This window comes from Clostridium minihomine (assembly GCF_900240385.1).
Taxonomy (GTDB): domain Bacteria; phylum Bacillota; class Clostridia; order Oscillospirales; family Acutalibacteraceae; genus Faecalispora; species Faecalispora minihomine.
Genome location: NZ_OEQH01000001.1, coordinates 585,340 through 599,042, shown reverse-complemented (window position 1 = coordinate 599,042; position 13,703 = coordinate 585,340). Strand labels below are relative to the sequence as shown.

Sequence of the window (13,703 nt, the reverse complement as noted above, 5' to 3'; positions counted from 1 at the left end):
CAGCCCCGTTTTTTGATTTACTTTTCCACATAGGATTGATGCTCCAGATAATGCCGCACCCGAAAAATGGCGCCGGTTTCTCTGCAAAGCTTTTCACACGCAGAAATCTCTTCCTGTGGCATATTATCCACCACTGTCATGTACACCTTGGGAACATAAAGCCCCACGGTTTTTGTGAATTTTAAAATCGCCGGCAATGCATCCAGCCCATAAGCCGGGTGGCAAAGTTCCTGATATTTTTCAGGGGTAGAAGCATTCAGGCTAACAGACACACTGTCCAACAAACCATCCAGCTCTGATGCAGTGGAGCGCCCGTTGATTAAGTCAGAAAGCCCGTTGGTGTTTAAACGGATATTCACACAGCTGATTTCACGGATTTGCTGACATAGCCAAATCAAATCGTCAAACCGGCAGGTGGGTTCCCCATAACCGCAGAACACCAGCTCACGGTAGCTATTCAGATCTTTGCTTTTCAGATGCTCCAGAATTTCTTCGCGGGTGGGTTCCCGTTCCAGCCACAAATCTGCCTCGCCGTCCTGCCGCTCATTCAGCGACCGCACACAAAAGTCACAAGCACAGGGACAGCGGTTGGTCATGTTTACATATAGATGATCTTCCTCAACAATATAGGTAATTGTCAAAACTCATTACTCCTCAGCGATTATGTCAAACAACGTTTCCGCGTTGTGCCGTGCGGCCAATAAGATTTCATCTGCACTTTGTCCGCGAATTTCCCCAATGCGCTGTGCTACATAGCGAATCATCGAAGAATCGCAGCGCTTGCCCCGGAAAGGAACCGGCGCCAGATAAGGCGCATCTGTTTCTGTCAAAAGGCTTGTCAGCGGAACCTCTTTGGCTACTTCCACAGCAACCCGGGCATTCTGGAAGGTGACAACACCGCCCAGACCGATATACATTCCCAGACTGACAACCTCACGCATCATTTCCACGCTGCCTGAAAAACAGTGCACCACCCCTTTGGGGCGATGCCGGCGCAGAATTTCCATGGTGTCCCCATGGGCATCCCTGTCATGTACTACAATCGGCAAATTCAAGCGTTTGGCAAGCAGAATCTGATCTTCAAACACCTTCTTTTGCACTTCGCGGGGCGCCATATCCTTATAATGATAGTCCAGGCCAATTTCGCCAATGGCTACGACCTTGGGCTGTTTGGCCCACTCTTCCAGCTGGCTGAGATAATCCGAAGGAAGCTCCGCCACATTCTCAGGGTGAATGCCCACCGCCGCATAAATATAGGAATATCGGGAGGCCAAATCCAAGGCCCCCTTGCATCCCTCGTAATCTGCTCCCATACTCACCACGGTGCAGACGCCCTTTTCGGGAAGGCTTTGTAAAAGCTCTTCCCGATCCGGTGCAAACGCCTCATCGTCATAATGGGCATGAGAATCAAATATCAATCGTTTCACGGTTTCTCCTATCCTTTTAATGAATACTGGAACCTGCCGGAATTCCGTCCGCAAACAAAACCCGAACCGAATCTTCCCCGCAGTCCGCAGATAAAATCATTCCCTGACTTTCTACACCGCACAGCACAGCCGGTTTTAAGTTTTTCACCAAAATAATACTATGCCCAATTAGATCTTCGGGCTGATACCATTTGGCAATGCCGGAAACAACCGTGCGCTCACCGGCGCCGTCGTCCAAAGTGAACTTTAAAAGTTTCTTCGCCCGCTTGACCGGCTCACAGTGAAGAACCTTGGCAACTACCAGTTCCACCTTCATAAAATCTTCAATTCCGATTTTTGCAATTCCTTCGGATGCTTCTGCCGATTTCTTTTCCGGCTCCTTCGCCGATTCTTGTTCCGCCGCGGGAACCGTGTTGGGAATCAGCTCGTTAAGGGCTTCAATTTCCTTCTCCACGTCGATTCGGGGGAACAGGGTTTCTCCCTTGCGAATCACAGCGTCGGCAGGCAAAAGGCCCCAAGTGGCGGCATGCTCATAGCCCAGTACTGATTCGGTCAGTCCCAACTGTTCCTGAATTTTGGGTGAAGTGTTGGGTAAAAATGGGGTAATCAAAATAGAAACAATACGCAGGGTTTCGCAAAGATGATACATCACTGCTGCCAACCGTGCTTTTTTTGTTTCGTCTTTGTCTAAAATCCACGGAGTGGTTTCATCAATATATTTATTGGTTCTGGCGATTACCTTCCAAATCTCCATGAGTGCATTGGAAAATTGATAGGCATCGATGGCGCTATCGCATTTTTCCCGCAGGGAAATCACAGCCGCCTCCAGCTCATCGTCAATGGCGGCATGCTCCTGCTCTGCCGGAATTACTCCGCCGAAATATTTGCCCACCATGGCAGTGGAACGGGACAACAGGTTCCCCAAATCATTCGCAAGGTCTGAATTGATTCGGTTAATCAGCGCTTCGTTGGTAAAATTACCGTCAGCGCCAAAAGGAATTTCGCGAAGCAGGAAATAACGGATGGCATCCACACCGTAGCGATCGCACAGAATCACGGGATCCACCACGTTCCCCTTGCTTTTGCTCATTTTACTGCCGTCGCCGAACAAAAGCCAGCCGTGGCCATACACCTGTTTGGGCAAAGGCAGATCCAGTGCCATCAAAATTGCCGGCCAAATCACCGTGTGAAAACGCACGATTTCTTTGCCTACAAAATGCACGTCTGCCGGCCAGTATTTCCGGTAATCGGAATCATCCCCGGAATCGTATCCCATGGCCGTAATATAGTTGGTCAAAGCATCCAGCCAAACATAGACTACATGCTTCGGATCAAAGTCCACCGGAATTCCCCAAGTAAAGCTGGTGCGGGACACACAAAGGTCATTCAGGCCGCTTTTGATGAACTGAATCATTTCATTCTTGCGGCTGTCCGGCTGAATAAATCCGGGCTGTTCTTCATACAGCTTTAAAAGCTTGTCTGCATAGTTAGAAAGCCGGAAAAAATAAGCCTCCTCTTCCGCCCACTTGACCTCTCGCTCACAGTCCGGACATTTGCCGTCTTTCAGCTGAGTTTCGGTCCAGAAAGCCTCACAGGGAGTGCAGTACCAGCCCTCGTATTTTCCTTTGTAAATCTCGCCTTTGTCATAAAGGGCGCGAAAGATTTTTTGAACCGCTTTTTCATGAAAGTCATCTGTGGTACGGATAAAACGGTCATTGCTGATATCCAAAAGCTTCCACAAATCCTGAAAGCCCGCCACAATCTTGTCCACATATGCCTTGGGGGTAACACCCTCTTTTTTAGCATTGGTTTCAATTTTCTGGCCATGCTCGTCGGTTCCGGTCAAAAACATCACATCATAGCCTTGCAACCTTTTGTAACGGGCAATGGCATCACTGGCCACCGTGCAGTAACTGTGCCCGATATGCGGCTGCCCGGAAGGGTAATATATCGGAGTCGTAATATAAAACGTCTTTTTTTCCATATGATCCATCCCTTTAATAAATTCGTGCCCTATTCAGATATTCCATCCGTCAAGCCCTCGTCTGCCAATACCGCAGGCAGCGTTTTATTTTCCAGTATAACAGTATCTTTCTCATATTATACCATTTTACGGGAAGATTTCAACCCAGACAGGCGGATTCCCGTCTAAACCGGTGCCCGATAAAAAAACGCGGACTCCCAAAGGAGCCCGCATATCCATTTTTCGTTTTATGAACCAATTGACCCTTATCCGCTTAATGCGCTGCTGCCGAAGATTCCTGTGACGATTCGGCCGCCTCAGAAGGCGCCTGTGAAATACCATCGGGCAAAACCGGGGGATTTTTCAAAATGGTAATTTCAACCCGTCGATTCTTGGCACGCCCTTCTTCCACATTATTATTGGCCACCGGTGAAAAATGAGCATATCCTTCAATGGAAACCTTGTCCTGCGGCATACCGTAGCCAATCATCTTGGTCAATACGGTAACGGCACGTTCGGTAGACAAACGCCACGAGAATTGATCCCCAGAAAGAGTATGGGGGCCAACGTCTGCAGTGTGCCCGCTGAAGGTAACCTGATCCACCCGGTCATATACAGTAGAAATGGCCTCTGCCACTTCTTTCAGAATCGGTTCACTTTCCGGAAGCATCCGGGAACTGTCCGGCACAAACATCAATTTATCCTTTAAGTGAATCTTTACATAGGTATTGGTGTTCACCAGGCCAATCTGATCTTCTAAGTGGTTTTTTTCCACATACGTTTGCAAAATGGAATAAACCTCGTCCAAAGCATCCATCGTGGTTTCTACATTACCGGTTCCAACACCAGAAGCAGTTCCAGTGCCAGCGCCTGCACCGGTGCCGGTACCTGTGCCTGTTCCCGTGCCGCCGCCCCCGCCGCCTGTACCATCGCTGGTGGCCGTACCCATTTGATACCCCGCCTGTTCCGCCATTTTGGCGAACTTTTTGGCATCAATAGTACTCATGGAATACAAAATCATAAAAAGAGCCAACAAAAGGGTAATCATGTCAGAATAGGTCAAAAGCCATCTTTCATGATTTTCCGGCGCTTCCGCCTCTCCGCCTTTTTTCCTTCTTCTAGCCATATCTATTTATCTCCAATATACTTAGTTGTTGATTCCTTCTTTGTACTTCTTTTGTCCGTTTTTAAACACATGATAGTAAAGGGACAGCTGGTTCTCTACATCGCGCGCAGATTTACCGCTGGCAATCAGGCAAATTCCCTCAATCATCATTTCACGATATACTTTCTGGCGTTTCAGATCCGCTTTCATACGGTTTGCCATCGGAAAGAACAAAAGGTTTGCAAACAAAATACCGTAAAGGGTGGCCAAAAAGGCAGCCGCAATCGCAGACATCAGCGAAGCTGCGTCTGTCATATGCGAAAGCACCTGAACCAGTCCCATAACGGTTCCGATAATACCCAAGGTAGGGGAAAAACCGCCGGCTGCTACAAAAACTTCGATTTCCATATTCTTTTTTATCGTATAGGTTTCCAAATCCGACTCCATGGCGGCAGCAATTTCTTCTGCAGGCTTCATGTCCAAAGTCAGAATCATACCTTCCTTCAGGGGAAGATAGCTGTCGTCGTTTAAATCCCCGTCATTCAGCATTGTCTGCAGCTTTAAAAGCCCTTCTTTTCGGCAGGCATCTGCCATTTCTCCCATTTTTTTGATCAGTTTTTCTGGATCGGGGGAATTCTTGGTAAAAACGGTGGACAGAAAAAATTTAAAAGCCCCCACGATCTCCCCAAAACCAAAGGACAATATAATTGCTCCGCAGGTTCCCCCAAATACGATGATAAACGGAGAAGGTAAGAGCAATGCACTTAACACACCATGCTCTAACAAATAGCCCGCTATAATAGAGCCAAATGCAATGACTACACCGATAATTGCTGAAATATCCACTCTGTATCCTCCTTGAGTTTGACAATTGCTGAATAATCAGTAACACTCATATAACTTATATCGGCAGAACTCGTAAATATCTTGGTAAAAAATCAAAAAATTATAAAAAATTTATTTTTTCTACTCATTTCGCGCAAATCTAACTGTGTTTTTTAAATTTTTTCGTAAAAAGCACTTGATTTTTTATAGTATATAAGATATAATAGCTAAGCGTTCAAAAGACGTTCCTGAATATATGGACGATTAGCTCAGCTGGCTAGAGCATTCGCTTGACGTGCGAAGGGTCATAGGTTCAAGTCCTATATCGTCCACCATACTGAAAGCCCTCGGAAATTCCGAGGGCTTTTTTGTGTTATGTGGGTCTTATGTATCAAGGGTCACCCCGCCCTTCCTGTCCAGCATACCCGGTAGGCGCGCCCAAAATGAAAATACCTGCTACCGTAGGAGCATACGCGCCCGGGAGAAGCTGCAAGGGCGAAGCATGCGTAAGCTGTAGCCCCGAAAGGGGTTACTTAAATTTACTCCGTACTAAAGACGAAAGGCCAGACTTTTGCCCGGCCTTTCGCGTCCTAATTCTTTATTCGCTCTCTATCTCAATAATATCATGCGCTACACCTTGCTTGTTATTAATAAAGGCTTCAATTCCATACCAAGGGTCGATAGATACTTCAAAAGGTATTCGCTTCTCTCTTGTAACCTTTTTCGCAAAAATGGTGAAAGCATCTTCCATGCTCATTCCCATTTCATAACACATATTTTCCATCATCTTTTTCAAGTCCTCGTCCATATAGAAACTAACCATCTGTTGTGCCATGATATTCACTCCTCATTATATTGCTATTTGTCCCTAAGTTTTGCAAATCCATGTCCCTAAGTTCGTAAATCCATCTAGTCAATTACCAATGTGATTCTGCCGCAATATATTTTTAGTTTAATTGATATTTCAGTGTAATTGCGCTAAAATATCAATGGGGTGTTACCATGAATACAATTAGACCTGTTGAAAATCGGCAATTTGAGAGCGAAATATATTTCAAATTACAAGAAGCAGAGCACCAAGCGAAGTCAACAAAACAACGCTTTTCTTCCAAGGATGTATTAAAAGCTATAAAAGATGTCCTTGATGCCGATAATGTATAGACTTGTATTCTTTTATGCTGTTCTTTTAAATATCATGTATCCATCTACTCCGCTGTCACTTAAGAGGCTATTGTTTATTTGAACTAGTTCCCAACCATTGTTGCCCTGTTCTATCAAAATTTCATTTATATATTTTTCTTTTTCCATACATGTTTCATTATGTATGAATGCAATATATTCTACTTTATATTCCCAATTTTCATTTTTCAAAGGCTGTGCGAAAGCATTGCCTTTTTATTTGCACTTTTTTTATCTGAAAGTCCCAGGCTGTAGTCTGTTGTTGTTTCATAGTATTTCGCTAATTGAATTATTTGGTCTATTGAAAATGTTCTTTTCCTTGTTTCGTATAAACTGTTTTGCTGTTGTGTTCTCCCTATTATTTCATATTGTTTAAAATTTCATGAATTTGCATCTTATTAGAACTTTTCAGTCGCAGAGCGTCCTTAATCTCAAACAATAAAGGTAAAGCGTTATCATGAGCATCTATTTCAACATACCATTCTTCTTTCTCATTCTTATCTACACTACAACTCCTAAAAAGCTGAAATCCTATATAGCCGCCATTTTCATTTGGTAAATCTATGATTTTAGACAAAAGACTATCTGTAACGGTTTGTATATCGCCAATATTTATTCTGTCAAGTTCCATAATAGCTTGAAAATCAGACAGAGAAAACCTTACAATCCTTGTGCTTATATCATTAGGATTGATTTTGCTTAAATATATACTAAAAAAGCGTAATTCCTGTAATGTCATACTGCTTAAACTTATCTCGTTGAGTACGTTCTTGACAAGGTGATTTTCTTTAATCTGTCCCATTAATATACACCCCTCCAATAGAGTGATCCTAACCGACTTTCATAACATTGTCAATAATTCTATAAGGGTTCGCAAATCTATGTAGGGAACTACCAATGTTATTTTATGGGCTATTTAAATCAGAATAGATTGATACAAAGGAAGAAAAATTGAGAATACTAGAAATACCGTGTACCAATTTTTCAGACACGGTATTTGAATAGATGAAAAAGTATCAATTTATACTCTATTTAGCGATATTCTGTTTTTTAAGTCCTGTAGAAATTAGTGGAGGCTGTGCGAAAGCATGGCCTTTTTATTTGCACTTTTTTTTATCTGAAAGTCCCAGGATGTAGTCTGTTGTTGTTTCATAGTATTTCGCTAATTGAATTATTTGGTCTATTGAAAATGTTCTTTTCCCTGTTTCGTACAAACTGTATTGCTGTTGCGTTATCCCTAAGTATTCGGCAATTTCTTTTTGCCCTTTTTCTGTATCTTCTCTCAGCTTCCGTATTCTGTCTAGTTCTTTCAGAGCCTGTCACCACCTTTTAAAATATTTTATTACACATTTAAATAAATGTCTTGACTTTACATTTAATTGAATGTAAAATTACATCATACATTCAAACGAGTGTAACACTTTCCTTTCTGAGAGAAAGTTCTTTATTTGTTTGAAGGGTATTTATTAAAGGAAAAGGGTGTGAAAAAATGGCAGTAAAAGTAATTGGAAAGCGCATAAGTTCCTTCACTGACAAGAAAACCGGAGAGGTGATTACCTTCGGGAAAATCTTTGTGGTGTATCCAGCTGGTGAGGATATGAAAGGCGCAGAGGGAGAAATTGCCGAAGCAATTAGCGTAAAACCCGAATTGGCAAGTCAGATTCCGATAGATTCGGAAATTGAACTGTATTACAACAAGTACGGCAAAGTACATGCTTTTGACCTTGCGTAAATTTATTCCCCCGGCATAATTGCCTTTAAATTTATTTTTTGGAAGGAGATTTGACAATGGAAGCTTTGATTACTGGGATTGGGGACGTTACTACCATTGTAGGCAGTGTATTTACACTGATTACTGCAAATCCGCTGTTAGCTTGTTTCGTTAGTGCATCATTGATTGGTGTTGGTATTGGTGTTTTCAAACGTGCCAAAGGTGCGGCCAGATAAGAAACTGCCCAACGCAAGGGGCGGGGCGAATGCCCTGCCCCTTTTCTTTATTTATGGGGGTGTATTATGTTTGAATTTTTCTTTTCCTGCATGAGTCTGTTTAATCATACCCTGTCCGGTATACAGGGCATCCCGGCTCTGTCGTTTTTTCTATATTTCATTATTTTTTCTATGGGTGCAGGTGTGTTTGTCATGCTCTGCCGAAAAACAAGGATGTGATTTTATGAAAAGATTTTTTGCGCTTACGCTTGCCCTTTGTATCAGCTTATCTGGTTTAGCCGTTTTTGCTTCCTCGGGCGGCGGTGGCGGCACTCGGGGTAGCGGGGCGGGGAGGTTTCCTGATGTTGCTGGGGGAACTAGTTCTACCTCTTGGTGGAAGGAACATAACACAGAGACTGCTTATAGTGATTTTGTTCAGTCTTTGTTGGATTCTGATTCTTATTCAATTTATTCTTCGAATGGTTCTTTAGTTCTACCGCTGAAATTTACTGGGGAATATTTGATTAATAATCCAAGCAATTATGATGTTATTTCTAATTTATCTGTATTTGATGATGGTTATGGTCTTTCTTTCAATCATTCCGGCCCGAAAAAAAGCTTGCGTATGGATAGAATTTATTTTTCTCCTAATGGCTATGTTGTTCCTTTTAATGCGGATGTTTATTCTACTTTTACAGGCTTTCTTTTTTCTTTTGATGTAAAAAAATATTGGGATTATTATCCTCCTTCTAATTCTGGACGCATTCAAGGAAATGTTCCTGCTCAAAAGTTGAGTTATGCAACACCAATTGATAAAGGAACCGCTTTAATTGCTTATACCTCTATTTCCGGTACTCTTTTATCGGATGATTCTCCGTCTGCTGTTTCTATTCGAGTTCTCCCTCATGCTTATTTATATTTAAAACCTCGTAACGTTTCTGATTATATCTCTTTTAATTTTCCGGAAGGCTCTCGGCCTGATGCAATACCAATGGATTTAGCTATAAAGGATGAAAATGAGGAACTTTCGGTTATATCAAATCCATTATTAGATTTTGATGCAAATGTTTTTTGGAATCCTGTTACAAACACAACTAAAAATATTTCTTCTTATGCTTACGATTATTCGTCTCGTACTTATGATTTAACTTTTAATTCCGGTGATAACATTCAGGTTTCTTATCAGGATGATTCCATTGTAATTTATGAGGGCGATTCTATCACCAATGTTTATTATTACATTTCAAGTGATTCAGGTAGCGACAGTTCGGAAACTCCCGGAGGTGGTTCGGACAGCGGAAATAGTTGGGGTATTGTTGGTGATTTACTCGGTAAGCTGATAACAGGGATTGCTTCTTTCCTTGGGTCAATCCTATCTGCAATTATAAGCGCATTAACCTCTTTACTTTCCATTATTACCGATTCTTTAGGCGGTATTGTCAGCGGGATTCTATCTGTTTTTGAACAGTTCCCACCGCTCTTTATGGGATTTGCGTCTTTCCTTACCGCTGTGTTCCCTTTTCTGCCTACTGAGATAACAAGCCTTTTATTCTTCGGTCTTGCGGCAGTTGTTTTTGTTGGAATTCTGCGATTTTTTCTAAATCGGTAAGGGGTGTTTTTATGGAATTATTATCTGCTCTTTTTCAAGCGGTATATAACATTCTTAATATTGAATTTGTTCTACTTGGAATTTCTTTAACTTTGTGGATGGTTTTTATTTGGTCGGTCGTTGCTTTTATTGTTCTTTGGGTTTTCTTTTCAATTTTGAAAGGGTGATAACATGGAAGATTCAAGTATGATTTTTGATTTTTTATCCTCTGGCTCTATGGATTTTGCACAGGATTTTTTATTAGTGCCTTTTAGGGAATATAGCGTGACAGATGGTTTATTATTGCTTTTAATTCTGCTGTTGCTGGCTGGCTTTATTTTTTGGTTCTTTGAAAGGAGTTTCCGTTGATGATACAGGTAGTAAGTGAATTCTTAGGTATTGTTGGGGTAGATGTTGTTCCCCCTTCTAATTTGGCTGAATTAATTCCGTATTTAATTTCTGTTTTCATCGGCCTGATTCTTGTTCTTGCGGTATTTCGCGTTTTTGCCGCCATTCTGGACGGCTTCTTTACATTTATTCGGAGGGTTTAGGGATGCTCTTACTTATTCTTCTGGCTTTCTGCTTTGCGGTTCTTCTTTCCCCGGTGTTTCGTTGCGCTGTGCTACATCCGGTCAAGGCCATTTCCTATGGCTTCAAGGATTCCGTTGCGTGGTATCAAGAAAAGAGGTATAACCTCTGCCGCACAGGGGAACTTTTGGCCTATGTGGGGCTTTTCGGCAAAGGAAAGACACTGTCAGTTGTTCACCGGGCGGTGTCTGACTACAAACGTTACAATGATAAAAAAGTCTGGTGCTCCCGCCGTAAAAAATGGGTCACTCAAAAAGTGCGGGTTCTCTCTAATGTCAGCCTTAGTATTCCATATGAGCAGTTTGTATCTTTATCGCAAATTATCTACCATGCGGAACATAGCGCGGTTCAGGACGATTTGAACGATACCCTGACTGTTACTCTTGTCTTGGGGGATGAATTCAGCGTACAGATGAACAGCAGAAACTTTAAAACAAATATAGATCCATTGTTTCTTAATACCTTGCTTACCTGCCGACATTATCATATCAGCCTGTTTTACACCGCACAGAGGTTTTCCCATGTAGATGCGCTTCTGCGGCAAGTAACCTCTGCTGTGATTGATTGTGATAAGCTGTGGCGCTTTCAGCGGCAAAATGTCTATGATGCATGGGAAATGGAAAATGCGGCAAATGTGCAACTTATTAGACCGCTTATTCGCCGGGCTTGGTTTGTCACGGATGCAGATTACAATGCCTATGATACGTTGGCCTGTGTAGGAAATCTGCAAAAATCCGTTAAGGATGGTGACATGCTGTCCTCTGCTGAAATTTTAGCATTGCAATGCAACCAATCCGCAAATGTGGAAGCCGTTACTCAGCCCAGCCGAAAGCTAGTTCGAATGCGAAAAGGAAAATAGGGGCTTCCGGGGAGCCGCTTCATGCGGCCCCGAAGCCCCCACCCGGTAGTCTGGTTCGGGTGGCTATACTTGATTATAGCCACAAATAATAGTCACTTAATAAATTTTGGATGTGATTAGATGGGATTCCGACAGTCGGAAAATCTTGTCTACCACAACACGAAAGCAAAGATTTACCCAGATGGGCAGCAAAAGATTATGGTCTGCTCGAAACCGATTTTTAAAAGTGAATGCTGGGAACAGGTAGACAAGTACGGAAAGGAAAAGGTTCCCGTTCCAAAGCCTAAAGATATGTCAAATGAAGTCCGGGGGGACAGTTTAAAAAGAGCAAAAGAAGCTTGCTTTGACATCGCTTTTTGCAATGATTTTACATGGTTCATCACATGGACACTGAACAAAGAAGAAATAGACCGATATAACCCGGATGAGGTCAGCAAAAAGCTACGCACTTTTCTGAATAATAAAGTAAAGCGGAATTCAGCCCGGTATATTATTATCCCGGAATATCATGCAGATGGTAAAGGAATCCACATGCACGGCCTACTTACTGGTGACTTCCTCATGAAAGATTCCGGGAAGTGTACACAATCAGGCAAAACCATCTACAATATGCCCCAATGGAAATATGGGTGGAGTACAGCTATTGAATTAGATGGCTCCAAGGTCGCGGTCGCAAAGTACATTACAAAATATATTACAAAGGATTTCAAAAAGATTTTCGGTTCCTTTTATTACGCTGGCGGGAAAGGGCTTATCCGTAAACCGCAAGTGCAGCTTTTTGACTCAGATTTCAATGCAGTAAAGGTGGATAAGATTTTTAAGCCCTCGGAATGGAACGTCAAATACAAGTACATTGATGTAGATGAACAGGCAGCACTTAATTCGTTAAGAATATTACAAGAGATTGGAGAGATTGAAAATGGCACGCGTGCATGAATTAAAAATAAGGCCGGAATATTTCGGTTCTGTTGATATGGGGTTAAAACCGTTTGAAGTACGCAAGGATGACAGAGGTTTTTCAGCTGGCGATTTCTTAATTTTAAAAGAATGGTCAAATGGCTATACAGGCCATGAAGTGCGTGTAGCAATAACATATATTCTGCGCGAATCTTGTTATGTCAGACCGGGCTATATCATCATGGGAATTAGAAAGGTGGGATAAATGATTGACATTTGAATCTTTGGCGGCTCTTTGGCTCAAAACACGAAAGAATAAAGTAAGCTGGACGCAGTATAAGAATCTGCGCTGTTATATAAACCATCTAAATCGGTATATCAGTAATATGGATGTAGCAGAGATAAAACCAATGGATATTGATGCTTTGCTGGATGCTTTGACAGATGAAAACCCGAACACCCACCGCCCTGCATCACGTCAAACATTGGTAAACGTGAGAAGCACGGCAAGCCGTGTTTTTGAGTATGGCATAGATATTGAACTAATAGTCCGAAATCCTGCCCGGGGGCGTGAAATATCCCGCTATGCTCCCCGTCATTATCGCAGGGCTTTGACGATAGTAGAACAAAAGTTGATTATTGCCACTCCCCACCGTGCGCGTATGGGGGTCTTGGTTATGATGCTGGCCGGACTTCGACGAGGTGAACTTATCCCCCTGACTTGGGATGATATTGACCTTGATGCGCTAAAAATCAGCATTACCAAGAGCGCAGAATCAAAAGGCAGCAATCGTCTTTTTGTAAAAGAAGGAACAAAAACTTCATGGGGGCGGGTCGTTGATATTCCCCTTGACCTTGCTTTAGAATTACAAAAAGCAAAGGCGGTTTCTATGTCAAAATATGTATGCCCTCGGGTAGATGGACAGATGCACACGCTTATGAGTTGGCGGCGCATGTGGGACAGCTATATTACCGCCCTGTGTAAAGTTCCGGGCGCGGAAAAAACAAACATACAAGAGATTACTGCACACTATCTCCGGCACACCTACGCGACACTTTTATACATTTCGGGAGTTGATGTGCTAACCGCTTCAAAACTTCTTGGGCATGCCAACATCAAGACTACTATGTCCATTTATACGCATCTGGATGATATGCTAAAAGCAAAGAGCGTTGACAAGCTGGACAGCTATCTTTCCTCTTCCCTGTTCACCTCTTCCGGGCAGGTGCGCCCCTGATATACGCACTTGACGTGCGAAGGGTCATAGGTTCAAGTCCTATATCGTCCACCAACAGAAAAAGACCTCTGATTTTATCAGAGGTCTTTTTCTGTTTTAAGTAATTCT

19 protein-coding genes and 1 tRNA gene are annotated in these 13,703 nt (G+C 42.7%); 11 read left to right on the top strand and 9 right to left on the bottom strand.

Annotation, left to right across the window (positions count from 1 at the left end; genetic code table 11):
• Positions 1–17: 17 nt before the first annotated feature.
• The 5 genes from C1A02_RS02805 to C1A02_RS02785 all read right to left on the bottom strand — a co-directional run bounded on the left by C1A02_RS02805 (position 18) and on the right by C1A02_RS02785 (position 5,341).
• Positions 18–641 carry a TatD family nuclease-associated radical SAM protein gene (locus tag C1A02_RS02805; RefSeq protein ID WP_101696674.1) on the bottom strand — a complete coding sequence of 208 codons (624 nt, stop codon included), beginning with the start codon at positions 639–641 and terminating at the stop codon, positions 18–20.
• A 6-nt stretch (positions 642–647) separates the two neighbouring features.
• On the bottom strand, positions 648–1,427 hold the full coding sequence (locus C1A02_RS02800; protein WP_101696673.1) for a TatD family hydrolase: 780 nt from the start codon (positions 1,425–1,427) through the stop codon (positions 648–650).
• 16 nt (positions 1,428–1,443) lie between these two features.
• Entirely contained in the window at positions 1,444–3,411 is a 1,968-nt protein-coding gene (gene metG / locus C1A02_RS02795; RefSeq protein WP_101696672.1) for a methionine--tRNA ligase, read from the bottom strand.
• A gap of 253 nt (positions 3,412–3,664) precedes the next feature.
• Complete coding sequence (locus C1A02_RS02790; protein ID WP_101696671.1) at positions 3,665–4,516, bottom strand: OmpA/MotB family protein; 852 nt, start codon at positions 4,514–4,516, stop codon at positions 3,665–3,667.
• A gap of 21 nt (positions 4,517–4,537) precedes the next feature.
• Complete coding sequence (locus C1A02_RS02785; protein WP_101696670.1) at positions 4,538–5,341, bottom strand: motility protein A; 804 nt, start codon at positions 5,339–5,341, stop codon at positions 4,538–4,540.
• Between the two features lie 237 nt (positions 5,342–5,578).
• On the opposite strand from C1A02_RS02785, the gene C1A02_RS02780 reads away from it, so the two are divergent.
• Positions 5,579–5,655, top strand: a tRNA-Val gene (locus C1A02_RS02780).
• Positions 5,656–5,918: 263 nt separating this feature from the next.
• Here the strand turns inward: C1A02_RS02780 and C1A02_RS02775 are convergent.
• Positions 5,919–6,155 carry a type II toxin-antitoxin system RelB/DinJ family antitoxin gene (locus C1A02_RS02775; protein ID WP_101696669.1) on the bottom strand — a complete coding sequence of 79 codons (237 nt, stop codon included), beginning with the start codon at positions 6,153–6,155 and terminating at the stop codon, positions 5,919–5,921.
• A 167-nt stretch (positions 6,156–6,322) separates the two neighbouring features.
• On the opposite strand from C1A02_RS02775, the gene C1A02_RS13425 reads away from it, so the two are divergent.
• Entirely contained in the window at positions 6,323–6,481 is a 159-nt protein-coding gene (locus C1A02_RS13425) for a hypothetical protein (RefSeq protein ID WP_164997139.1), read from the top strand.
• A 12-nt stretch (positions 6,482–6,493) separates the two neighbouring features.
• On the opposite strand, the gene C1A02_RS13910 is transcribed toward C1A02_RS13425, so the two are convergent.
• The 3 genes from C1A02_RS13910 to C1A02_RS02760 all read right to left on the bottom strand — a co-directional run bounded on the left by C1A02_RS13910 (position 6,494) and on the right by C1A02_RS02760 (position 7,785).
• The gene (locus C1A02_RS13910) at positions 6,494–6,691 is read right to left on the bottom strand and encodes a DUF4177 domain-containing protein (protein ID WP_101696668.1); all 198 of its coding nucleotides are present in this window, start codon (positions 6,689–6,691) and stop codon (positions 6,494–6,496) included.
• A gap of 166 nt (positions 6,692–6,857) precedes the next feature.
• A complete protein-coding gene (locus C1A02_RS02765) occupies positions 6,858–7,301 on the bottom strand; it encodes a replication initiation protein (protein ID WP_101696667.1) in 444 nt (147 codons plus the stop codon).
• A gap of 295 nt (positions 7,302–7,596) precedes the next feature.
• Positions 7,597–7,785: a helix-turn-helix domain-containing protein gene (locus tag C1A02_RS02760; RefSeq protein WP_279385496.1), complete on the bottom strand. Its 189-nt coding sequence runs from the start codon at positions 7,783–7,785 to the stop codon at positions 7,597–7,599.
• Between the two features lie 203 nt (positions 7,786–7,988).
• Here C1A02_RS02760 and C1A02_RS02755 point away from each other — a divergent pair, with 203 nt between their 5' ends.
• The 9 genes from C1A02_RS02755 (at position 7,989) to C1A02_RS02725 (ending at position 13,595) form a co-directional block, all read left to right on the top strand.
• Positions 7,989–8,231: a hypothetical protein gene (locus C1A02_RS02755; protein ID WP_101696665.1), complete on the top strand. Its 243-nt coding sequence runs from the start codon at positions 7,989–7,991 to the stop codon at positions 8,229–8,231.
• A gap of 56 nt (positions 8,232–8,287) precedes the next feature.
• The gene (locus C1A02_RS13420) at positions 8,288–8,446 is read left to right on the top strand and encodes a hypothetical protein (protein ID WP_164997138.1); all 159 of its coding nucleotides are present in this window, start codon (positions 8,288–8,290) and stop codon (positions 8,444–8,446) included.
• Positions 8,447–8,669: 223 nt separating this feature from the next.
• Positions 8,670–10,034: a hypothetical protein gene (locus C1A02_RS02750; protein WP_101696664.1), complete on the top strand. Its 1,365-nt coding sequence runs from the start codon at positions 8,670–8,672 to the stop codon at positions 10,032–10,034.
• A gap of 171 nt (positions 10,035–10,205) precedes the next feature.
• Complete coding sequence (locus tag C1A02_RS13415; RefSeq protein WP_164997137.1) at positions 10,206–10,382, top strand: hypothetical protein; 177 nt, start codon at positions 10,206–10,208, stop codon at positions 10,380–10,382.
• Entirely contained in the window at positions 10,382–10,564 is a 183-nt protein-coding gene (locus tag C1A02_RS02745) for a hypothetical protein (protein ID WP_101696663.1), read from the top strand. The genes C1A02_RS13415 and C1A02_RS02745 overlap by 1 nt, the downstream gene beginning before the upstream one ends.
• 2 nt (positions 10,565–10,566) lie before the next feature.
• Positions 10,567–11,460, top strand: coding sequence for a hypothetical protein (locus C1A02_RS02740; protein ID WP_101696662.1), 894 nt, complete (start codon positions 10,567–10,569; stop codon positions 11,458–11,460).
• Between the two features lie 120 nt (positions 11,461–11,580).
• A complete protein-coding gene (locus tag C1A02_RS02735; RefSeq protein WP_101696661.1) occupies positions 11,581–12,396 on the top strand; it encodes a rolling circle replication-associated protein in 816 nt (271 codons plus the stop codon).
• Entirely contained in the window at positions 12,380–12,622 is a 243-nt protein-coding gene (locus C1A02_RS02730) for a DUF3850 domain-containing protein (protein ID WP_101696660.1), read from the top strand. Before C1A02_RS02735 ends, C1A02_RS02730 begins: the two co-directional genes overlap by 17 nt.
• A 4-nt stretch (positions 12,623–12,626) precedes the next feature.
• Positions 12,627–13,595 (top strand): tyrosine-type recombinase/integrase, encoded by a 969-nt coding sequence (locus C1A02_RS02725; protein WP_101696659.1) that lies wholly within the window; start codon positions 12,627–12,629, stop codon positions 13,593–13,595.
• The last annotated feature ends 108 nt before the right edge of the window (positions 13,596–13,703 follow it).